The organism is Streptomyces sp. NPDC034099, from assembly GCF_055575415.1.
On the sequence record NZ_JBVISR010000001.1, the window covers coordinates 395600 to 416034 of the forward strand.

At 71.3% G+C, this 20435-nt stretch carries 17 protein-coding genes; 11 read left to right on the plus strand and 6 right to left on the minus strand.

Annotated elements, in window-relative coordinates; translation table 11 throughout:
* Positions 1 to 100 precede the first annotated feature (100 nt).
* The gene (locus ACZ56V_RS01810) at positions 101 to 478 is read right to left on the minus strand and encodes a WhiB family transcriptional regulator (RefSeq protein WP_052840899.1); all 378 of its coding nucleotides are present in this window, start codon (positions 476 to 478) and stop codon (positions 101 to 103) included.
* 106 nt (positions 479 to 584) lie between these two features.
* Positions 585 to 1268 carry a DUF1707 SHOCT-like domain-containing protein gene (locus tag ACZ56V_RS01815; protein WP_398913298.1) on the minus strand — a complete coding sequence of 228 codons (684 nt, stop codon included), beginning with the start codon at positions 1266 to 1268 and terminating at the stop codon, positions 585 to 587.
* Positions 1269 to 1467: 199 nt separating this feature from the next.
* Between ACZ56V_RS01815 and ACZ56V_RS01820 the strand changes: the two genes are divergently transcribed.
* From ACZ56V_RS01820 to ACZ56V_RS01835, 4 genes are all read left to right on the plus strand, one after another.
* Positions 1468 to 3135, plus strand: a complete 1668-nt coding sequence (locus ACZ56V_RS01820) for a fumarate hydratase (protein ID WP_468938446.1) — start codon at positions 1468 to 1470, stop codon at positions 3133 to 3135.
* A gap of 93 nt (positions 3136 to 3228) precedes the next feature.
* Complete coding sequence (locus tag ACZ56V_RS01825) at positions 3229 to 4614, plus strand: class II fumarate hydratase (RefSeq protein WP_468938448.1); 1386 nt, start codon at positions 3229 to 3231, stop codon at positions 4612 to 4614.
* Positions 4615 to 4703: 89 nt separating this feature from the next.
* Complete coding sequence (gene fomD / locus ACZ56V_RS01830) at positions 4704 to 5414, plus strand: cytidylyl-2-hydroxypropylphosphonate hydrolase (RefSeq protein ID WP_398913304.1); 711 nt, start codon at positions 4704 to 4706, stop codon at positions 5412 to 5414.
* A gap of 297 nt (positions 5415 to 5711) precedes the next feature.
* Positions 5712 to 7922: a SpoIIE family protein phosphatase gene (locus ACZ56V_RS01835; protein ID WP_398913306.1), complete on the plus strand. Its 2211-nt coding sequence runs from the start codon at positions 5712 to 5714 to the stop codon at positions 7920 to 7922.
* A gap of 81 nt (positions 7923 to 8003) precedes the next feature.
* Here the strand turns inward: ACZ56V_RS01835 and ACZ56V_RS01840 are convergent, their stop codons facing one another.
* Positions 8004 to 10328: a transglycosylase domain-containing protein gene (locus ACZ56V_RS01840; RefSeq protein WP_398913308.1), complete on the minus strand. Its 2325-nt coding sequence runs from the start codon at positions 10326 to 10328 to the stop codon at positions 8004 to 8006.
* A 248-nt stretch (positions 10329 to 10576) separates the two neighbouring features.
* Between ACZ56V_RS01840 and ACZ56V_RS01845 the strand changes: the two genes are divergently transcribed.
* The 5 genes from ACZ56V_RS01845 (at position 10577) to ACZ56V_RS01865 (ending at position 15521) form a co-directional block, all read left to right on the plus strand.
* On the plus strand, positions 10577 to 11515 hold the full coding sequence (locus ACZ56V_RS01845; protein WP_398913309.1) for an SPFH domain-containing protein: 939 nt from the start codon (positions 10577 to 10579) through the stop codon (positions 11513 to 11515).
* Complete coding sequence (locus ACZ56V_RS01850; RefSeq protein WP_398913311.1) at positions 11512 to 11790, plus strand: hypothetical protein; 279 nt, start codon at positions 11512 to 11514, stop codon at positions 11788 to 11790. Before ACZ56V_RS01845 ends, ACZ56V_RS01850 begins: the two co-directional genes overlap by 4 nt.
* A 181-nt stretch (positions 11791 to 11971) precedes the next feature.
* Entirely contained in the window at positions 11972 to 12496 is a 525-nt protein-coding gene (locus ACZ56V_RS01855) for a PadR family transcriptional regulator (RefSeq protein ID WP_003973941.1), read from the plus strand.
* Entirely contained in the window at positions 12493 to 13182 is a 690-nt protein-coding gene (locus ACZ56V_RS01860; protein WP_356360777.1) for an ABC transporter ATP-binding protein, read from the plus strand. The genes ACZ56V_RS01855 and ACZ56V_RS01860 overlap by 4 nt, the downstream gene beginning before the upstream one ends.
* The gene (locus tag ACZ56V_RS01865; protein ID WP_468938455.1) at positions 13179 to 15521 is read left to right on the plus strand and encodes an ABC transporter permease; all 2343 of its coding nucleotides are present in this window, start codon (positions 13179 to 13181) and stop codon (positions 15519 to 15521) included. Before ACZ56V_RS01860 ends, ACZ56V_RS01865 begins: the two co-directional genes overlap by 4 nt.
* 57 nt (positions 15522 to 15578) lie before the next feature.
* Here the strand turns inward: ACZ56V_RS01865 and ACZ56V_RS01870 are convergent, their stop codons facing one another.
* Positions 15579 to 16517 carry a LysR substrate-binding domain-containing protein gene (locus ACZ56V_RS01870; protein WP_398913315.1) on the minus strand — a complete coding sequence of 313 codons (939 nt, stop codon included), beginning with the start codon at positions 16515 to 16517 and terminating at the stop codon, positions 15579 to 15581.
* Positions 16518 to 16654: 137 nt separating this feature from the next.
* Between ACZ56V_RS01870 and ACZ56V_RS01875 the strand changes: the two genes are divergently transcribed.
* Positions 16655 to 17209 carry a peroxiredoxin gene (locus tag ACZ56V_RS01875; RefSeq protein ID WP_030145756.1) on the plus strand — a complete coding sequence of 185 codons (555 nt, stop codon included), beginning with the start codon at positions 16655 to 16657 and terminating at the stop codon, positions 17207 to 17209.
* Positions 17210 to 17215: 6 nt separating this feature from the next.
* Complete coding sequence (locus ACZ56V_RS01880; protein WP_052840909.1) at positions 17216 to 17752, plus strand: alkyl hydroperoxide reductase; 537 nt, start codon at positions 17216 to 17218, stop codon at positions 17750 to 17752.
* Between the two features lie 69 nt (positions 17753 to 17821).
* On the opposite strand, the gene ACZ56V_RS01885 is transcribed toward ACZ56V_RS01880, so the two are convergent.
* Both ACZ56V_RS01885 and ACZ56V_RS01890 read right to left on the minus strand, forming a co-directional pair.
* Entirely contained in the window at positions 17822 to 19276 is a 1455-nt protein-coding gene (locus ACZ56V_RS01885; protein WP_468938459.1) for an AI-2E family transporter, read from the minus strand.
* 162 nt (positions 19277 to 19438) lie between these two features.
* A complete protein-coding gene (locus ACZ56V_RS01890; RefSeq protein ID WP_467380697.1) occupies positions 19439 to 20137 on the minus strand; it encodes an aggregation-promoting factor C-terminal-like domain-containing protein in 699 nt (232 codons plus the stop codon).
* Positions 20138 to 20435 lie beyond the last annotated feature (298 nt).

Below are 20435 nucleotides of genomic sequence, written 5' to 3' on the forward strand. Positions count from 1 at the left end.
CGCAGATCGGGCACAGCCCCGCGCCCCTTGGTCGGCTGACTTCCCCGGCGTTGAAAGGGCACCCTCTGTGTGGAGAGGGTGCCCTTTGGGGTTGCTGGTTTTAGCCGGCCGCGGCTATGCGGCCTGTGGTGCGGGCGGCCTTCTTGAGTTCGACGTCGCGGCGGCGGCGCCGGGCCAGGACCACGCGGCGTTCGGCGGCGGTGAGGCCGCCCCAGACGCCGTAGGGCTCGGGCTGCAGCAGGGCGTGCTCGCGGCACTCGACCATGACCGGACAGCGCGCGCAGACGCGCTTGGCGGCCTCCTCGCGGGAGAGGCGGGCGGCGGTCGGTTCCTTGGAGGGGGCGAAGAACAGTCCGGCCTCGTCGCGCCGGCACACCGCCTCGGTGTGCCAGGGAGCGTCTTGGTCCCTGTCCCGCACGGGCACCCGCTGGGCCGGAACGGCAGCTACCTGCAGGGACGAATGCGGCGGTTGCAGCACGGGTCTACTCCTGACGACGGCTTCGCTAGCGAGAGACGATGCGTCAAGGCTTACCCGTTGTACGCGCGCCTATGCACTGGGTTCCCCACCGCTGCCGGTGCCGTCGCTACAGGTGCTTGCGCAAACCCTTCTCGACCCGGCGGTGCACCCGGTCGAGGATGTCCGCGACGACCTTGCCGCGCCTGGGGCGGGCCTCGACGCTGCCCAGCACGGCCCAGCCGTCCACGTAGATGACGGGGGCGTCGGCCTCGCTGGAGTCGAGGGTGTGGACCTCGAAACTGCCGAGCACGCTGCCGCCCGCGCCGCGCACCGACACGTTCTCCGGGACGCGCACGTCGACGCTGCCGAAGACGGAGAACGCCTTGATGACGACCTGCTGGTACTCGAAGACCGCCTCGCTGAGGTCGATCTCGACGCTGCCGAAGACCGCGTAGGCGTGGATGCGGCGGTTCGCCCGCCAGCGGCCCTTGCGGACGGCGCTGCTGAAGACCGCCACCACGTTCTCGTCGGGTTCCGCCGGGATGGCGCCGGCGGTGGGGCGGTTGGGGGCGGCCGGGGCCGTGGTGTCCCGGGCGCGGTGGGCGGCGGGCAGGTCCCGGACGAAGACGTCCAGCTCGCCGACGGTCTTGGCGGCCAGCACGCCCTCGACGCGCTCGGCGTGCTCGTCGGCGGTGAGCCGTCCCTCGGCGAGGGCTTCGCGCAGCATGTCGGCGACGCGGTCGCGGTCGGCGTCCGAGGCGCGCAGCTCGGAGGTGCGCGGTGCGGCTGGGGCGTGCTTCTGAAGGTCCACGGCAGTAGCGTACCGAAACGCGATAGATCGCGACCAGCCCTGTGGACAACCTTGTCGTGAACCGGAACTCCCTACTGAGCCTTACCTCACAAGCTCGGCGCCCTCGGCAGGTTTTACGCTGGTTGGCGCTGCCAACGGAGGCCAGCCGTCGTTGCTGAGGAATCCAGCCGCGCGTGATGTCGAGTGAGGAATGGGCGAGATGCCTGAGTTCGCGTACACCGATCTGCTCCCCCAGGGCGAGGACACCACTCCGTACCGGCTGGTGACCGCCGAGGATGTCTCCACCTTCGAGGCCGACGGGCGGACGTTCCTCAAGGTGGAGCCGGAGGCGCTGCGCAAGCTGGCCGAGGAGGCCGTCCACGACATCCAGCACTACCTGCGCCCGGCCCACCTGGCGCAGCTGCGCCGCATCATCGACGACCCCGAGGCGTCCGGCAACGACAAGTTCGTCGCCCTCGACCTGCTGAAGAACGCGAACATCGCGGCGGCGGGCGTGCTCCCGATGTGCCAGGACACCGGCACGGCGATCGTCATGGGCAAGCGCGGGCAGAACGTGCTCACGGCGGGCGGCGACGAGGAGGCCCTGAGCCGGGGCATCTACGACGCGTACAAGAACCTGAACCTGCGCTACTCGCAGATGGCCCCGCTCACCATGTGGGAGGAGAAGAACACCGGCTCCAACCTCCCGGCGCAGATCGAGCTGTACGCGACCGACGGCGACGCCTACAAGTTCCTCTTCATGGCGAAGGGCGGCGGCTCGGCCAACAAGTCGTTCCTCTACCAGGAGACGAAGGCCGTCCTGAACGAGTCCTCCATGATGAAGTTCCTGGAGGAGAAGATCCGCTCGCTCGGCACGGCCGCCTGCCCGCCGTACCACCTGGCCATCGTCGTCGGCGGCACGTCGGCGGAGTACGCGCTGAAGACCGCGAAGTACGCCTCCGCGCACTACCTGGACGAGATCCCGGCCGAGGGCTCGGAGCTGGGGCACGGCTTCCGGGACAAGGAGCTGGAGGAGAAGGTCTTCGAGCTGACCCAGAAGATCGGCATCGGCGCGCAGTTCGGCGGCAAGTACTTCTGCCACGACGTGCGCGTGGTGCGGCTCCCCCGGCACGGCGCGTCCTGCCCGGTCGCCATCGCCGTGTCCTGTTCCGCCGACCGGCAGGCGGTCGCGAAGATCACCGCCGAGGGCGTCTTCCTGGAGCAGCTGGAGACCGACCCGGCGCGCTTCCTGCCGGAGACCACGGACGAGCAGCTCGAGGCCGACGGTGACGTGGTGAAGATCGACCTCAACCGGCCGATGGACGACATCCTCGCCGAGCTGACGAAGCACCCGGTCAAGACCCGGCTGTCGCTGACAGGCCCGCTGGTCGTGGCCCGCGACATCGCGCACGCCAAGATCAAGGAGCGGCTGGACGCGGGTGAGGAGATGCCGCAGTACCTGAAGGACCACCCGGTGTACTACGCCGGTCCGGCGAAGACGCCCGAGGGGTACGCGTCCGGGTCCTTCGGGCCGACCACGGCCGGGCGGATGGACTCCTACGTGGAGCAGTTCCAGGCGGCGGGCGGTTCCAAGGTGATGCTGGCCAAGGGCAACCGGAGCAAGCAGGTCACCGACGCGTGCGACGCGCACGGCGGCTTCTACCTCGGCTCGATCGGCGGCCCGGCCGCCCGGCTCGCGCAGGACTGCATCAAGAAGGTGGAGGTCGTCGAGTACGAGGAGCTCGGCATGGAGGCGGTCTGGAAGATCGAGGTCGAGGACTTCCCGGCGTTCATCGTGGTGGACGACAAGGGCAACGACTTCTTCCAGGACCCGGCGCCGGCGCCGACGTTCACGACGATTCCGGTGCGGGGGCCGGGGCTGGCGTAGCCCGTCCCTCCGGCGTTCGAGGAGCGGGGCCCGGGGGGGGCGAATCCCACCCTCCCCCGGAACATCCGCCCCGCCCCGCACGCTGTACCCGGTATGAGCGACTACCGCATCGAGCACGACTCCATGGGCGAGGTCCGCGTCCCCGCCCACGCCAAGTGGCGCGCCCAGACGCAGCGTGCCGTCGAGAACTTCCCCGTCTCCGGGCAGCGCATCGAGCGCGCGCACATCGAGGCGCTCGCGCGGATCAAGGGCGCGGCGGCCAAGGTCAACGCCGAGCTGGGGGTGCTCGACGAGGACGTCGCCGCCGCGATCCGGGAGGCGGCCGCCGAGGTGGCCGAGGGGAAGTGGGACGAGCACTTCCCCGTCGACGTGTTCCAGACCGGTTCCGGGACCTCGTCCAACATGAACACCAACGAGGTCGTCGCGACCCTGGCCGGTGAGCGCCTCGGCCGCGGCGTGCACCCCAACGACCACGTCAACGCCTCCCAGTCGTCCAACGACGTCTTCCCGTCCTCGATCCACATCGCGGCGACCGCCGCCGTCACCCGCGACCTGATCCCGGCCCTCGACCACCTCGCCGGCGCCCTGGAGCGCAAGGCGGAGGAGTTCGCCGACGTGGTGAAGTCCGGGCGTACGCACCTCATGGACGCCACGCCCGTCACGCTGGGCCAGGAGTTCGGCGGGTACGCGGCCCAGGTGCGCTACGGCATCGAGCGGCTCCACGCGTCGCTCCCCCGGCTCGCCGAGCTGCCGCTGGGCGGCACCGCGGTCGGCACCGGCATCAACACCCCGCCCGGTTTCTCCGCCGCCGTCATCGCGGAGGTGGCCCGCGCGACCGGGCTGCCGCTGACCGAGGCGCGCGACCACTTCGAGGCGCAGGGCGCCCGGGACGGCATCGTCGAGACGAGCGGGCAGCTGCGGACCATCGGCGTCGGGCTGACGAAGATCGCCAACGACCTGCGGTGGATGGCGTCCGGGCCGCGCACCGGGCTCGCGGAGATCTCCCTCCCCGACCTCCAGCCCGGCTCGTCCATCATGCCCGGCAAGGTCAACCCGGTGATCCCGGAGGCGGTCCTGATGGTCGCCGCCCAGGTCACCGGCAACGACGCGACGGTCGCCGCCGCCGGGGCGGCCGGCAACTTCGAGCTGAACGTCATGCTGCCGGTCATCGCCAAGAACGTACTGGAGTCGGTGCGGCTGCTGGCCAACGTCTCCCGGCTGCTCGCCGACCGGACCGTGGACGGGATCGTCGCGCACCCCGAACGGGCCCGCGAGTACGCCGAGTCGTCGCCGTCCGTGGTCACGCCGCTCAACAAGTACATCGGGTACGAGGAGGCCGCCAAGGTGGCCAAGAAGGCGCTGGCCGAGCGGAAGACGATCCGTCAGGTCGTGCTGGAGAGCGGGTACGTCGAACGCGGCGACCTGACGCACCAACAGCTGGACGAGGCGCTGGACGTGCTGCGGATGACCCGTCCGTGAAAAGTCCCGGCACGGCCCGGGGGCGTACGCCGGCGCACGCTCTCGCGATCTCCGGGGCGTCGCTTGGCCATGGCACCTAATATCTCTCCATGGCAGACGGAGAAGCGGTGAGCGCGGCGGCGGAGCCGGGAGCGGACGGTCCGGCGGGCCCGGTGGACCACTGGGCGCCCGGCAGCCACATCCTGTGGCGGTACCGGGAGAACGGCGGACCGCACCCGCACATCGCACGCCCCGTCACCGTCGTACGGGACGACGCCGAGCTGCTCGCCGTGTGGCTGGCGCCCGGCACCGAGTGCGTGAAGCCGGTCCTCGCCGACGGTACGCCCGTGCACCTGGAACCGCTGGCCACCCGCTACACCAAGCCGCGCGCCGTGCAGCGCGACCGGTGGTTCGGCACGGGGGTGCTGAAGCTGGCGCGCCCCGGCGAGGCCTGGTCGGTGTGGCTGTTCTGGGACCCGGGCTGGCGGTTCAAGAACTGGTACGTGAACCTGGAGGAACCGCTGACCCGTTGGGAGGGCGGGGTGGACTCGGAGGACCACTTCCTGGACATCTCCGTCCACCCCGACCGCACCTGGCACTGGCGGGACGAGGACGAGTTCGCGCAGGCCCAGCGGGACCGGCTGGTCGACCCGGCGCTGGCCGGGCGGGTGCGCCGGGCGGGGCGGGCCGCGGTCGCGGAGATCCGTGCCTGGGGGTCGCCGTTCGCCGACGGCTGGGAGCACTGGCGGCCCGATCCGGCGTGGCCGGTACCGTCCCTGCCGGGGGACTGGGATCGCACGCCCGCGCACGTCTCCTCATGAGACCCTTGATGTGCCCCCCGGCAACAAACGTAGGATCGTCCTCCGCAATGAGCGCGGCAGCGGCAACCGGCGGAGTGTGCGCTGTGCTTGACCGATCGTCACCGAGGGGCGGCAGGACGTGAGCGAGGGGTACGAGGGCAACACGCAGACGGACCGCAGACGGTCCGCCGGTGACACAGGAACAGCCTCTGACCACGCGGGAACCCCGTTCCTTGGGCACGGATTGCGGGTATCGGGATTTCTGCGGGACGAACTGCACGCGCCGCGCGCAGTCCCGGACGGATGGATTCGACACGCGTGACGGAGCACCCGACCTCCTTCGACCGCCCCTCGCCGGGCGCCGACCCCACGGATCCCCGCGGGGCGCTCCTGCGTACCCCCGTGCCGCCGCGCGCCTCCGGGTCCGCGTTACCGGCCCAGGGGCGCGCCGGTCAGACGCCGCCCGCCGCGGGCGAGGACGCCCCGGCGGCCTTCGAGCACTCCCAGCCGGGCGCCGAGCAGGCCGCCGAGCCCGACGCGCACCGCCCGCGGCCCGCGTCCGAGGGCGTCCCGGTCCAGCCGGACGGCGGGCCACCGGACGGTGCGCCGTCGGGTGACACGCCCTCGGCGGGCACCACTCCCGGCGGCGTCTCCACGGAGGGCGCCTCCGCGGACGGAGTGACCGCGGGCGGCGGGCAGGCCGGTCTGGCGCAGCCGGGCTCCGGGGCGGCGGCCGGTGTCGCGGGCCCGGGCCGCCGCGGCGCGCCGGCGGAGCCCGACCGGCGTATCGGGCAGCCCACCGCACCCGGCCGGCCCACGCCGATGCGCCGGGACGGGGACCGGCTGCGGTTCGTGGGCGCCGCGACCCGGCGGATCGCCCGGGGCATGGACCTCGACGAGATCGTGATGGGGCTGTGCCGGGCCACCGTGCCCACGTTCGCGGACGCCATCCTGGTCTATCTGCGCGAGCCGCTGCCGGTCGGCGACGAGCGGCCCACCGGCCCCCTGGTCCTGCGGCTGCGGCGCACCGACCGCATACCGGCCGAGCGGGACACCGAGGGCGGCTTCACCCCCGCGGCCCCGCCGGAGCCCTCCGAGCTGGAGACGGTCGGCGCCGAGCTGTGCGAGGTGCGGCCGGGCAGCGCGCTGGCCGAGGTGCTGCGCGGGGTGCGCCCGGTGTTCACGGACACGCCCGCGGTCCGCGCCGCGCTGCCGGAACTGCTGGGCGAGGAGCGCGACTTCGCCCTGCCCGACGGCCGCAGGGCGATCCTCGCCCCGCTGCGCGGCCGGCGCCGGGTGATCGGCGCCGCGCTGTTCCTGCGCGGCCCGGAGCGCGTCGCCTTCGAGGCCGACGACCTGCTGGTGGCCGCGCAGCTCGCCACGCACAGCGCCCTCGGCATCGACAAGGCGGTGCTGTACGGGCGTGAGGCGTACATCGCCGACGAGCTGCAGCGCACGATGCTCCCGGAGAACCTGCCGCGCTGCACCGGCGTACGGCTGGCCTCCCGCTACCTCCCGGCCGCCGAGACCGCGCGGGTGGGCGGCGACTGGTACGACGCCATCCCGTTGCCCGGCAGCCGGGTCGCGCTGGTCGTCGGGGACGTCATGGGCCACTCCATGACCTCGGCGGCCATCATGGGCCAGCTGCGGACCACGGCGCAGACCCTGGCCGGGCTCGACCTGCCGCCGCAGGAGGTGCTCCACCACCTGGACGAACAGGCCCAGCGGCTCGGCACCGACCGCATGGCGACCTGCCTGTACGCGGTGTACGACCCGGTCTCGCACCGCATCACCGTCGCCAACGCCGGCCACCCGCCGCCGGTGCTGCTGCACATGGACGGCCACGCCGAGGTGCTGCGGGTGCCGGCCGGCGCCCCGATCGGGGTGGGTGGCGTGGACTTCGAGGCCGTGGAGCTGGACGCGCCGGCCGGTGCGACGCTGCTCCTGTACACGGACGGGCTGGTCGAGTCCCGGCTGCGGGACGTGTGGACCGGCATAGAGCAGCTGCGGGAGCGGCTGGCGGCGACCGCGCAGCTCACCGGTCCCGATCATCCGCCGCCCCTGGAAGCCCTGTGCGACGAGGTGCTCGACATGCTCGGCCCGGGCGACCGGGACGACGACATCGCGCTGCTCGCCGCCCGCTTCGACGGCATCGCGCCCAGCGACGTGGCGTACTGGTTCCTGGAGCCCGAGGACGCGGCCCCCGGCCGTGCCCGTCGCCTGGCCCGGCGGGCGCTCGCCCGCTGGGGCATGGAGGACCTCACGGACGCCGTGGAGCTGCTCGTCAGCGAGGTCGTGACCAACGCGGTGCGCTACGCGTCGAAACCGGTCACCCTGCGGCTGCTGCGCACGGACGTGCTGCGCTGCGAGGTCGGCGACGACGTGCCGCAGCTGCCCCGGCTGCGGCAGGCGCGCGCCACCGACGAGGGCGGGCGCGGGCTGTACCTGGTGAACCGGCTGGCCCGGCGCTGGGGCGCGACGCGGCTGAGCACCGGCAAGGTGGTGTGGTTCGAGCTGAACCGCGGCTGAGGCCGGGGAGCGGCGAACACGCGAAGGGGCGCCCGGTGAGCACCGGGCGCCCCTTCGCGTGTGTCCGCGGCTCCTGACGGTCTACGGCACCCAGTCCCCGCCCGGGAAGCCAGGCTCTCCCGACTCGGTGGACCCGCCGCCGTCCGGCGGCGGTTCGGTGGACGGGCTGTTCGACGGCGAATGCGTCGGCGACTCGGGCGGCGCCTCGGTCGTCGGATCGTTCGACGGGGGTGCCTCGGTCGTCGGATCGTCGGACGGGGGCGGCGCCTCGGTCGTCGGCTCCTTGGACGGCGAGTGGCTCGGCGACTGGGAGTTCGACGGCGACCTGCTGGGCTTCACCGCGGCGCCCTGCTTGGTCTCCAGGTCGAACTTGGTGACCTCGTCCATGACGCCGAAGGTGTACGCGGCCCAGATCTCCGCCGGGGGGCCACCGCCGTTGACGCGGTAGTCGACGCCGGCGGCCTTGTACATCGGGACCTGTGGGTGGGGTGCCTTGTCGTCCTCGCCGAACAGGCCGACCGAGGTGACGAGGCCCGGGGTGAAGCCGGTGAACCAGGCCGACTTGTTGTTGTCGGACGTACCGGTCTTGCCGGCCACCTGCTGACCGTCCCGCAGCGGGTTCTCCCGTACGGACGTCTTGGCCGTACCGTCGTCGACCACGCCGGTGAGCACGGAGGTCACCGTGTCCGCGGCCTCCTGGCTGATGACCTCCTCGCCGATGGGGTCGGGCATCTCGATCGTGCGGTCCTTGTGCTCGACCGACTTCACGATCGCCGGGGTGACCTTCTTGCCGTGGTTGTCGAAGGTGGCGTAGACGCCGGCCATCTCCAGCGGACTGGCGCCCATACTGCCCAGGGTCTGCGCGGGCACGGCCTGCTCGCCCTCGGTGTCCATGCCGAGTTCGCCCGCGACCTTCATGACCTCGGGCATGCCGACGTCGATGCCCATCTGCGCGAAGACGGAGTTGACCGACTTGTTCATCGCCTCCTGGACGTCGATCTCGCCGTAGTCGTGGTCGTCCTCGTTGGGCGGTGCGAAGCCGACCTTCCGATCACCGTCCATCACGGGGCGCTCGCTGTCGCCGTCGTAGAGGGTGTTGGCCGTGATCGGCACGCCGTCCTGGGTCTCGGCGTCGTGGTCCACGGCGGCGGCGAGGATCACCGGCTTGAAGGTGGAGGCGGGCTGGTAGTCGTCGCGGGTGGCGTTGTTGGTGTAGTGCTTCAGGTAGTTCACGCCGCCGTACATCGCCACGACGGAACCCGTCTTCGGGTCGACCGAGACGGCTCCGGCCTGGACGTCCGCGTCCACCTTGCGCTTGTCGGGGTCCAGCTTGCTGGTGAGCTTCTCCTTGACCGCCTTCTCCAGCGCGGCCTGCTTCTTCTTGTCGATGTTGAGGGTGACGGTGTAGCCGCCGAGGTCCACCAGGGCCTTGGCCTGCTCCATGTCCTCGGCGGCGCCCTGGGCGACGAGCTGCTTCTTGAGCGCGAAGTTGGCCGCGTCCACCAGGTATCCGGTCTGGCCGTCCATCCCCGCGGCGGCCTTGGGCTCCTTCGGCTTCGGGAACGTCATGCCCTGCCGGTCGCCGGCGCTCAGCCATTTCTGCTCGACCATGTTGTCCAGGACGTAGTTCCAGCGCTGCTGGACGAGCTTCTTGCCGGTCTCGCTGGCGATCGCCCAGTCGTACTGGTTCGGCGCCTGGAGCAGCGCGGAGAGGTACGCGCCCTGCTCGACCGTCAGGTCCTCGGCGTCGACGCGGTAGTAGGCCTGGGCGGCGGCCTGGATGCCGTAGGCGCCGCGGCCGTAGTAGCTGGTGTTGATGTAGCCGGCGAGGATGTAGTCCTTGGACTTCTCCCGGTCCAGCTTGAGGGAGATGACCAGTTCCTTCAGCTTGCGGGAGACGGTCTGGTCCTGGGTCAGGTAGTAGTTCTTGACGTACTGCTGGGTGATCGTCGAACCGCCCTGCGCGCCCTTGCCGGAGAGGGTGTTGAGCACACCGCGCGCGGTGCCCTTGAGGTCGACGCCGGCGTCCTTGTAGAAGGTCTTGTTCTCGGCGGCGACGAAGGTCCGCTGGACGTCCTTGGGGATCTTGGCGAGGTCGACGATCTCACGGTTGCGCTCGCCGGTGCGGGCCATGATGCTGCCGTCGCTGTACTTGTAGACGTTGCTCTGCAGCTCGGCCTCGGGGTTGCCCTCGGGGATGTCGATCATCATGTACAGCACGATGAAGGCGCCCATGCCGAGCAGGCAGAGGCCGAAGAACGTGCCGAGGATCTTCTTCCACGTGAACAGCCGGCGTATCCGGCCCTTCCCGCCCGCACTGGCGGCCGCGCGCGACGAACGGCGGCGTTTCGGCGCCGCGCGGCGTCCACCGCGCTGTCGCGCTTTTCTCTCTTCCGCTCGTCCCATGGATCCGATCCGCTCCGCTTCGGTCATCTGTGGGCACGTCTCGCTCACGCGTCACACAGGTTCGTCGCTCAGGTCAGCTCAGAAAGCTAACACCGGGAGATGTGACAAACGGCAACCGATCCAGCCTTGTACGGACGTGAGAATCAGCACCCGTTCCACAGGAACCGACGTACGAGAGGGGTTCAGGGTTGTGATCGGCGTGTAAAGTGATATCACTTAGTCAGCAAAGAGAGAACGGGGGACCACCCATGTCCACGCACGATGCCCCGCAGGTCACCGCCGATGTGCCCGAGATGCCGACGCCCCGGGTGCGCGAGAACCAGGCGCACAGCATCGGCGGCGGCTTCGCGCTGCTGCTGGGGCTGGTCGGGCTGCTGGTCGGCGCCGGCCTGATCGTCACCGCGACCGCGGTCGCCTCCACCGGCGCGAAGGCGGCGCTGATCATCGCGGGCGTCGTGATCGCCCTGGCCGCCTTCCTCGCGATGTGCGGGCTGAACATGGTGGCGCCGGGCGAGGCCCGTGTGGTGCAGCTCTTCGGGCGGTACCGGGGGACCATCCGGCAGGACGGCCTGCGCTGGGTCAACCCCTTCACCTCCCGCACCAAGATCTCGACCCGGGTGCGCAACCACGAGACGGCCGTCCTGAAGGTCAACGACGCCTACGGCAACCCCATCGAGCTGGCGGCGGTCGTGGTGTGGCGGGTGGAGGACACCGCGCAGGCCACCTTCGAGGTGGACGACTACGTCGAGTTCGTCTCCACCCAGACCGAGGCGGCCGTGCGGCACATCGCCATCGAGTACCCCTACGACGCCCACGACGAGGACGGCCTCTCGCTGCGCGGCAACGCCGAGGAGATCACCGAGAAGCTCGCCGTCGAACTGCACGCGCGCGTGGAGGCGGCCGGGGTGCAGATCATCGAGTCCCGCTTCACGCACCTCGCGTACGCCCCGGAGATCGCCTCGGCGATGCTCCAGCGGCAGCAGGCCGGTGCGGTGGTCGCGGCGCGGCGGCAGATCGTGGACGGCGCGGTCGGCATGGTCGAGGCGGCGCTCGTCCGCATCAGCGAACAGGGCATCGTGGAGCTGGACGACGAGCGGAAGGCGGCGATGGTGTCCAACCTGATGGTCGTGCTCTGCGGGGACCGCGCCGCCCAGCCGGTGCTGAACACGGGGACGCTCTACCAGTGACCACCCCGCCCGAAGGCTCCGCGCCCTCCGAGGACCCGGCACCGAAGCGTCGGCCGCGGCAGCGCAAGCAGGTGCTGCTGCGGCTCGACCCGCAGGTGTACGAGGCGCTGGCCCGCTGGGCGGGCGACGAGCTGCGGTCGGCCAACGCCCAGATCGAGTTCCTGCTCCGCAGGGCGCTGGCGGAGGCCGGCCGGCTGCCCGGCGACACCGGACCGCTGCCGCGCCGCGGCCGCCCGCCGGGGGGCGGCGGCACGGGAGCCCCGCCACCGCCCTGACCGCCCCGACCGCCCTGCGCAGGCCGCGCCACCGCAGCGATGCGGAGGTGCGGCCTCCGTCGTAGCGGAACCGTGACAATCGCCTCCGACCTGCGGCTCGGCCGCCCTCGTGAACCCGCCGCCACGACCTCTGCACAGTGCGTATACATAGGGCGTATACACCGTGTGTAGAGTGCTCCGCATGTCCATCGGTCACACCCTCCTGGGGCTCCTGGAGTCCGGGCCGCGCCACGGTTACGACCTCAAGCGCGCCTTCGACGAGAAGTTCGGTCACGACCGGCCGCTGCACTACGGCCAGGTCTACTCGACGATGTCCCGCCTGCTGAAGAACGGCCTCGTCGTGGTCGACGGCATCGAGGCGGGCGGCGGTCCCGAGCGCAAGCGGTACGCGATCACCGACGAGGGGATCACCGACGTACAGCGGTGGCTCGCCACGCCGGAGAAGCCCGAGCCGTACCTCCAGTCGACGCTCTACACCAAGGTCGTCCTCGCGCTGCTCACCCACCGCGACGCCGCCGACATCCTCGACACCCAGCGTTCGGAGCACTTGCGCAGCATGCGCATCCTCACCGACCGCAAGCGCAAGGGCGACCTCGCGGACCAGCTCATCTGCGACCACGCCCTCTTCCATCTCGAGGCCGACCTGCGCTGGCTGGAACTCACCGCCGCGCGCCTCGACAAGCTCCGTGAGGCGGTAACCCGATGACTCCTCCCGCAGGTTCCCTGCTCTCCGCCGAGGCGCTCCGCAAGGCCTACGGTCCCACTCTCGCCCTCGACGACGCCGGGTTCTCCATCCACCCCGGCGAGGTCGTCGCCGTCATGGGCCCCTCCGGGTCCGGCAAGTCGACGCTGCTGCACTGCCTCGCCGGCATCGTGACGCCCGACTCGGGGACGATCACGTACAACGGGCGGGAGCTGTCGGCGATGTCCGACGCCCAGCGCAGTGCGCTGCGCCGCTCGGACTTCGGGTTCGTGTTCCAGTTCGGCCAGCTGGTGCCGGAGCTGACCTGTGTCGAGAACGTCGCCCTTCCGCTGCGGCTGAACGGCACCTCGCGCAAGGAGGCCGAGCGGGCCGCGCTGACCTGGATGGAGCGGCTGGAGGTGGACGACCTCAGGAAGAAGCGGCCGGGCGAGGTCTCCGGCGGCCAGGGGCAGCGGGTCGCGGTGGCCCGCTCGCTGGTCACCAACCCGCGGGTGCTCTTCGCGGACGAGCCGACCGGCGCGCTGGACTCCCTCAACGGGGAGCGCGTGATGGAACTCCTGACGGACGCCGCCCGCTCCACCAACGCCGCGGTCGTGCTGGTCACGCACGAGGCCCGGGTGGCCGCCTACTCCGACCGCGAGATCGTCGTACGGGACGGCAAGTCCAGGGACATGGAGCGGGTCGTATGAACGTGCGCCAGTGGGCGGCCGACCTGATGCTGGGCGTCCGCTTCGCCTTCACCGGGGGCCGCGAGGGCTGGACCCGGGCCGTGCTGACGGCCGTCGGCGTCGGTCTCGGCGTGGCGCTGCTGCTGCTGACGACGGCCCTGCCGAGCGCGCTCACCGTCCGGCACGAACGGGAGGCGGCGCGCTCCGACCTCGCCTTCGCCATCGACCCGATCCCTAAGGCGAACGACACGCTCGTGGTCGCCGACGTCGACGAGGACTTCCGCGACAAGGACGTCCGGGGCCGGGCCCTGGAGCCCGAGGGGCCGCGGGCGCCGCTGCCGCCGGGCGTGGAGAAGTTCCCGGCGGTGGGCGAGATGGTGGTCTCCCCCGCGCTGAAGAAGCTGCTGGGGTCGGACTCCGGCGCCCTGCTGCGCGAGCGGCTGCCGGACCGGATCGTCGGCACGATCGCCGAGGAGGGGCTGATCGGCTCGGCCGAACTCGCCTACTACCGGGGCGCGGAAGGACTCGCGGAGCACATCACGGCGGGCCGGGTCGAACGCATCGACCACTTCGGCGACCCGCAGCCGGGGGAGGAGCAGGCCGACCCTGTGCTGCTCCTCCTCATCCTCGTCGTCTTCGTGGTGCTGCTGATGCCGGTCGCGGTGTTCATCGCCGCCGCCGTGCGGTTCGGCGGCGAGCGGCGGGACCGGCGGCTCGCGGCGCTGCGCCTGGTGGGCTCCGACGGCAGCATGACCCGGCGCATCGCCGCCGGTGAGGCCATGGCCGGCGCGGTCCTCGGGCTGGTCTTCGGCGCCGCCTTCTTCATGGTCGGGCGGCAGCTCGCGGGCAACGCCGAGGTGTTCGACATCAGCGTGTTCCCCAGCTATCTCAACCCCTCGCCGCTGCTGGCCCTGCTGGTCGCGGTGGCGGTGCCGGCGGCGGCGGTGCTGGTGACGCTGTTCGCCCTGCGCGGTGTCGTCATCGAGCCGCTCGGTGTGGTGCGCGCGGGCCGTCCCTCCCGCCGCCGGCTGTGGTGGCGGCTGCTGCTGCCGCTGGCCGGACTGGGGATGCTCTACCCGATGATCGGCAACGGCCGCGACAACGGCGACTTCAACCAGTACCTGGTGACCGGCGGTGTCGTCCTGCTCCTGGTCGGCGTGACCGCGCTGCTGCCGTGGGTCGTGGAGCGCGTCGTCGCCCGGCTCGGCTCCGGCGGCGTGGCCTGGCAGCTGGCCGTGCGCAGGCTCCAGCTGAGCAGCGGTACGGCGGCCCGGATGGTCAACGGCATCGCGGTGGCCGTCGCCGGGGCAATCGCACTGCAGATGCTGTTCGCCGGCGTGGACGACGACTACACCAGGCCCACCGGGCAGGACGTGTCGCAGGCGCAGATGGAGGCGATCCTCCCGAGCGGGGTCCGCGTGGACTCGGCGGCCGAGAAGTTCCGCGACACGAAGGGCGTGAAGGAGGTCTTCGGCTACTCCGAGGGGTGGCTGGGCGACCGTCCCCAGGACCCGGAGAACGGCACGACGGTGACCGTGGGCGACTGCGCGTCGCTGCGGGAGATCGCCACCCTGCCCTCGTGCGCCGAGGGGGACGTGTTCGCCGTCCACGGCGCCGAGTGGGACGGCGAGGAGGACGTGTCGAAGCTGGCCGCGCCGGGCCGGAAGCTCTACGTGGAGCCGTCCTACGAGGGCGGCCCGAAGCGCCCGGAGATCCCCTGGACGGTGCCGGACGCCGTCAAGGCCGCGAAGCCGCGTATGGGTCTGCTGGCGGGCACCGACCGGGGCGGCATCCTGATCACGAGGAAGGCGCTGCCGGAGACGCTCGCGCCGTCGCTGGACGGGCACGCCTACCTACGGCTGGACGAGTCGGTGCCGGACGTGCACGACCTGGTACGGAACACCGCGGCGGCCGTCGACCCGCTGGCGGACGCCGTGACCTGGGCGGCAACCGAGCGGACCGACCGGTTCGACGCCATCCGCACCGGTCTGTTCGTGGGGGCGGCGTGTGTGCTGGCGCTGATCGGCGCGAGTCTGCTGGTCTCTCAGCTGGAGCAGTTGCGGGAGCGGAAGAAGCTGCTGTCGGCCCTGGTCGCCTTCGGCACCCGGCGCCGCACGCTGAGCCTGTCGGTGCTGTGGCAGACGGCGATTCCCATCGTGCTCGGCCTGGTGCTCGCCACCGCGGTGGGCCTGACCCTGGGCACGGTGCTGCTGAAGATGACGGGCACCCCGGTGAGCGTCGACTGGACCGGCGTCCTGTCCATGACCGGGATCGGCGCCGCGGTCGTCCTGGCGGTGACGCTGTGCAGCCTGCCGCCGCTGCTGCGGCTGATGCGGCCGGAGGGGCTGCGCACGGAGTAGCCCCGCCGCCGCACGACCGAGGGACCGCGCGACCGCCCGGGGTGGTCGTCCGGTCCCTCAGTCGTGCACCGTCCGGACCGGCAGGTCCGCCATCGCCTCCCGCAGGGCCGCCGCCAGTTCCCGGTACTCCGCCGAGCGGGCCGCGCCGGTGCGCATGGCGAGGGCGATGCGGCGGGTGGGGGCCGGGTCGGTGAAGGACGCGGTGAGGAGCTGGCTGGAGCGGGAGGTCTCCACGCGGACGGCGGTGCGCGGCAGCAGCGTCACCCCGAGGCCGCCCGCCACCAGCTGCACCAGCGTGGACAGTCCGGCGGCCGTGGTCGTCGCCGGCACGCCCGCCCGGCCCGCCTCGCGGCAGATGTCGAGGGCCTGGTCGCGCAGGCAGTGCCCCTCGTCGAGCAGCAGCAGCTTCAGCTCGCGCAGCACCGAGCGCTCCAGGCCCTCCCGGCCGCCGAGCCGGTGGTCGAGCGGCGTGACCAGGACGAAGTCCTCGTCGAAGAGCGGGAGTTCGCTGACGCCGGGCACGCCCAGGGGGACCGCGAGCAGAAGCAGGTCGAGGCGGCCGGTGGTGAGCCCGTCCAGCAGGCTCGCGGTCTGCTCCTCGTGGACCTGGAGGTCGAGGTCGGGGTAGCGGTCATGGACCAGCCGCAGCACCGTCGGCAGCAGGTACGGCGCCACCGTCGGGATGACGCCGAGCCTGAGCGCGCCGGTGAAGGGCGCCCGGACCGCCTCCGCCTCCTCCAGGAGCGCGCCGACCTCCGCCAGGACCGCCTTGGTCCGCACCGCCAGCCGTTCCCCGGCCGGCGAGAGCAGCACCTTGCGCGTCGTACGCTCCAGGAGCGTGACACCCAGTGCCTCCTCCAGCGCGGAGACCGCGCCCGAGAGCGCCGGCTGGCTCATGCCGATCGCGGCGGCGGCATCGCGGAAATGCAGGTGCTCGGCGACCGCGTCGAAAGCCCGCAGCTGAGCGAGGCTGGGCTGCCTCTTCTTGATGGTCACTAATAGCCACCTCCGATCAACTCGACCGATTGTAGCTATTTCACTAATCAATGCACCCTGTGCCAACATCAACAACGTCCAACCCATGGAAACGCTCGCAAAGCGGGTGTTTCCTCGCTGCACTTTTTGGAGAGCGCGTGCTCACTGTCGGTGACAAGTTCCCCGAGTTCGACCTGACCGCCTGCGTCTCGCTGGAGAAGGGCAAGGAGTTCCAGCAGATCAACCACAAGACCTACGAGGGTCAGTGGAAGGTCGTCTTCGCGTGGCCCAAGGACTTCACCTTCGTGTGCCCCACCGAGATCGCCGCCTTCGGCAAGCTGAACGACGAGTTCGCCGACCGTGACGCCCAGATCCTCGGCTTCTCCGGCGACTCCGAGTTCGTGCACCACGCCTGGCGCAAGGACCACCCGGACCTGACCGACCTGCCCTTCCCGATGATGGCCGACTCCAAGCACGAGCTGATGCGTGACCTCGGCATCGAGGGCGAGGACGGCTTCGCGCAGCGCGCGGTCTTCATCGTGGACCAGAACAACGAGATCCAGTTCACGATGGTCACCGCCGGCTCCGTCGGCCGTAACCCCAAGGAGGTCCTGCGGGTCCTCGACGCCCTGCAGACCGACGAGCTCTGCCCGTGCAACTGGAGCAAGGGCGACGAGACCCTGGACCCGGTCGCGCTGCTGTCGGGGGAGTGAGCTGACATGTCCCTCGACTCCCTGAAGTCCGCCGTACCGGACTACGCCAAGGACCTGAAGCTCAACCTGGGTTCGGTCATCGGCAACTCCGACCTCCCGGCGCAGCAGCTGTGGGGCACGGTGCTGGCGACCGCCATCGCCTCGCGCTCCCCCATCGTGCTGCGCGAGCTGGAGCCGGAGGCGAAGGCGAACCTGACGCCCGAGGCGTACTCGGCCGCCAAGTCGGCCGCCGCGGTCATGGCGATGAACAACGTCTTCTACCGCACCCGGCACCTGCTGTCGGACCACGAGTACGGCACCCTGCGCGCCGGTCTGCGGATGAACGTCATCGGCAACCCGGGCGTCGACAAGGTCGACTTCGAGCTGTGGTCCTTCGCGGTGTCCGCCATCAACGGCTGCGGCATGTGCCTGGACTCGCACGAGCAGGTGCTCCGCAAGGCCGGTGTGGACCGCGAGACGATCCAGGAGGCGTTCAAGATCGCCGCCGTGGTCGAGGCCGTCGGCGTCACGCTGGACGCCGAGGCGGTCCTGGCCGCCGAGTAGTCCCGCTCCCCGCGGCACACACGGCACGGGCCCCGCTCACCGAGAGGTGGGCGGGGCCCGTTCGCGTGTCTAGGCCGGGGAGGTGTCCGACGGCGGGCCGTCCGCGGGGGGTTCCGGCGCTTCCGGGGCTTCCGGGGCCTCCGCGTTCTTCGGCGGCACCGGAGGCCGGTCGGCGGCCGGGGCGGCGTCGGTCGAGGTGGCCCCGTGCGGCCTGGGCGTCTGCCGCAGGGCGGCCTCACGCGAGTACGCCCGCAGATACCCGACGACGGTGTTGGTCACCGCCACCAGCGGTACGGCGACCACGGCGCCGCCGATGCCGGCCACCATGCCGCCGGCGGCCACCGACAGCACCACCGCCAGCGGATGGACCCGCACCGCCCGCCCGAGGATGAACGGCTGCAGGATGTGCCCCTCGATCTGCTGCACCGCCAGCACCACGACGAGCGTCATGACCGCGGCGAACACGCCCTGCGTCACCAGCGCCACGACGACCGCGAGGGCGCCCGACACCACCGCCCCGACGAGCGGGACGAAGGCGAACAGGAAGATGAACACGGCCAGCGGGACGGCCATCGGCACGTCCAGGAAGTAGATGCCGAGGCCGATGAAGATGGCGTCGATGAGGGCGACTATCACCGTGCCGCGCACGTACGCGGTCAGCGTCCGCCACGCGCGCGGACCGGCCCCGGCCACGCCCGGCCGGGCGGCCGCGGGCACCAGCTTCAGCGACCACTGCCAGATGCGCTTGCCGTCGTAGAGCAGGAAGAGCGTCGAGAAGGCGGCCAGCAGGATGCCGGTGAGCGCCTCGACGACGACCGTGACGCCCTCGAGTCCGGCGGACGTTATCTGGTCGGTGTTGGCGCCGACCGCGTCCCGCAGGTTCTTGGCGATCTCGTTGATCTGCTTGTCGGTGACGTGGAAGGGGCTGTTCAGCAGCCAGTTGCGCAGTTCGTCGATGCCGTCCTGGACCTGGTCGGAGAGATTGTCGATGTTCTCCATCACCTGCCAGGTGACGAACCAGCCGATCAGGCCCATGATCACGAATCCGAGGATCGCGGTCAGCGCGGTGGCCGGCCCCCGCGGCACCCCGCGCCGGCGCAGCCAGGCCACGGCCGGCTGGAGCAGCGCGGTGATCAGCAGCGCGGCCACGAACGCCAGCACCACCAGCTGCACGGCGCTGATGATCCGCATCAGCACCCACACGGTGCCCGCGAGCACCAGCAGCCGCCAGCCGGCCTCCGCGGCCACCCGTACTCCCCAGGGCACGGCCTGCGCCGGGTCGGGGCGGTTGCCGATCACGATCGGACGGTGTGTCCCGATGTACTCCGCGACCGCGTCGTCGGTCGCGCCCCCGGCAGCGTCCTCGGCCGTGTCGTCCAGGGGCCGCCGCACGGGGTGGGCGGCCGGCACCGGCCCGTCGTCGGCGTCGTCCCGCCCCGCCTCTTCGCGGCGCTGCTCCAACCGCTCGCTCATGCGCGTCAGCCCGGCGCCGAGCCGGCCGAGCCACCCTGGCACTCGTGACATGATCCGTCCTCTTCCCCCGTCTTTCCCCACCACTCCCCCCGGAGCCATTCCGGTCCGACCGTACAGGGCGGCAATGCGAAAGCCCCTCACCCTAGGACGGTGAGGGGCTGCGCGAGGTTGAGCGTGGGCCGCGCCGACGGGGACGACGGGCGGACGGCGGGCTCAGTACCAGTGGTTGGCCTGCCAGAAGGACCAGGCCTCGCACGGGCTGCCGTAGCGGTTGTCCATGTAGCTGAGGCCCCACTTGATCTGGGTGGCCGGGTTGGTCCGCCAGTCGGCTCCCGCGGAGGCGTACTTGCCCGCGGGGAGTGCCTGGAAGAGGCCGTAGGCACCGGAGGAGGCGTTCACGGCCTGGTAGTTCCAGCTGGACTCGTGATTCACGATGTTGCTGAAGCACTGGAACTGACCGCTGGGCACCATCTGACGGGCCATCGCCTGGATCTGGCTGGTGCTGTAGGAGCTCTGGACGGCGAAGCTGGTGGACTCCCGCTTGGCGTCGCGGCTGGCCGCCTCCTGCGCCGCCTCGCGCTGCTTCGCCGCTTGAGCCGCCTTCTTGGCCTTCTCCTGCTTGGCCACGGCGGTCTGGGCGGCTGCCTTGCGGGCCGCCGCCTCGGCGTCCTTCTTGGCGCTCGCGTCCGCCGCGATGGCCTGCACGTCGGCCTGCTGCGTCAGGGACGCGGTCTGCACCTGCGCCTGCTCACCCATGGGGATGTCGGCAAGCAGGGTCGTGCCTGCTGCCGTCGCCTCCGCGTCGTCGTTGCTCTGCGCGACGCTGCCCGAGGCAACGCCGACGACGCTTCCGACGGCGGTGACCGCCGTGGCCGAGGCCACTGCGAATCCCCGGACCGAGATCCGGCTCACACGGTTTCCTTCCAGCATCGCCCGCTTCGGTGACCCTCGCGGACGCAATCGTGCCCCTGGCGCTGGCCTCCCCAACTACGGGTCACGGGAGGCACGGGCCCGGTGGACAACTCCCTCGTCGGGAGCGCCGCATGGTGCTCGGGCGGCATACGACTCTGCTATGGAGTTGGATCTGGTGCTTCTGGGGCGCCGTACCGCTGGGGGTACGGCTGTGTCGTATGCGGGGCCTGACAGGAAGGAGACTCTGCCGTAACCCGGCGGGTGAGGCAATTCTGTGATGCGTGTGAAAGCTCACATC

What these genes read in the sequence shown, in the direction of transcription:
- ACZ56V_RS01880 (WP_052840909.1), top strand. Translation starts at nt 17,216, where the DNA reads ATGTCCCTCGACTCCCTGAAGTCCGCCGTACCGGACTACGCCAAGGAC.
- fomD (WP_398913304.1), top strand. Translation starts at nt 4,704, where the DNA reads ATGGCAGACGGAGAAGCGGTGAGCGCGGCGGCGGAGCCGGGAGCGGAC.
- ACZ56V_RS01865 (WP_468938455.1), top strand. Translation starts at nt 13,179, where the DNA reads ATGAACGTGCGCCAGTGGGCGGCCGACCTGATGCTGGGCGTCCGCTTC.
- ACZ56V_RS01845 (WP_398913309.1), top strand. Translation starts at nt 10,577, where the DNA reads ATGTCCACGCACGATGCCCCGCAGGTCACCGCCGATGTGCCCGAGATG.
- ACZ56V_RS01825 (WP_468938448.1), top strand. Translation starts at nt 3,229, where the DNA reads ATGAGCGACTACCGCATCGAGCACGACTCCATGGGCGAGGTCCGCGTC.
- ACZ56V_RS01885 (WP_468938459.1), bottom strand. Translation starts at nt 19,276, where the DNA reads ATGTCACGAGTGCCAGGGTGGCTCGGCCGGCTCGGCGCCGGGCTGACG.
- ACZ56V_RS01860 (WP_356360777.1), top strand. Translation starts at nt 12,493, where the DNA reads ATGACTCCTCCCGCAGGTTCCCTGCTCTCCGCCGAGGCGCTCCGCAAG.
- ACZ56V_RS01840 (WP_398913308.1), bottom strand. Translation starts at nt 10,328, where the DNA reads ATGGGACGAGCGGAAGAGAGAAAAGCGCGACAGCGCGGTGGACGCCGC.
- ACZ56V_RS01820 (WP_468938446.1), top strand. Translation starts at nt 1,468, where the DNA reads ATGCCTGAGTTCGCGTACACCGATCTGCTCCCCCAGGGCGAGGACACC.
- ACZ56V_RS01855 (WP_003973941.1), top strand. Translation starts at nt 11,972, where the DNA reads ATGTCCATCGGTCACACCCTCCTGGGGCTCCTGGAGTCCGGGCCGCGC.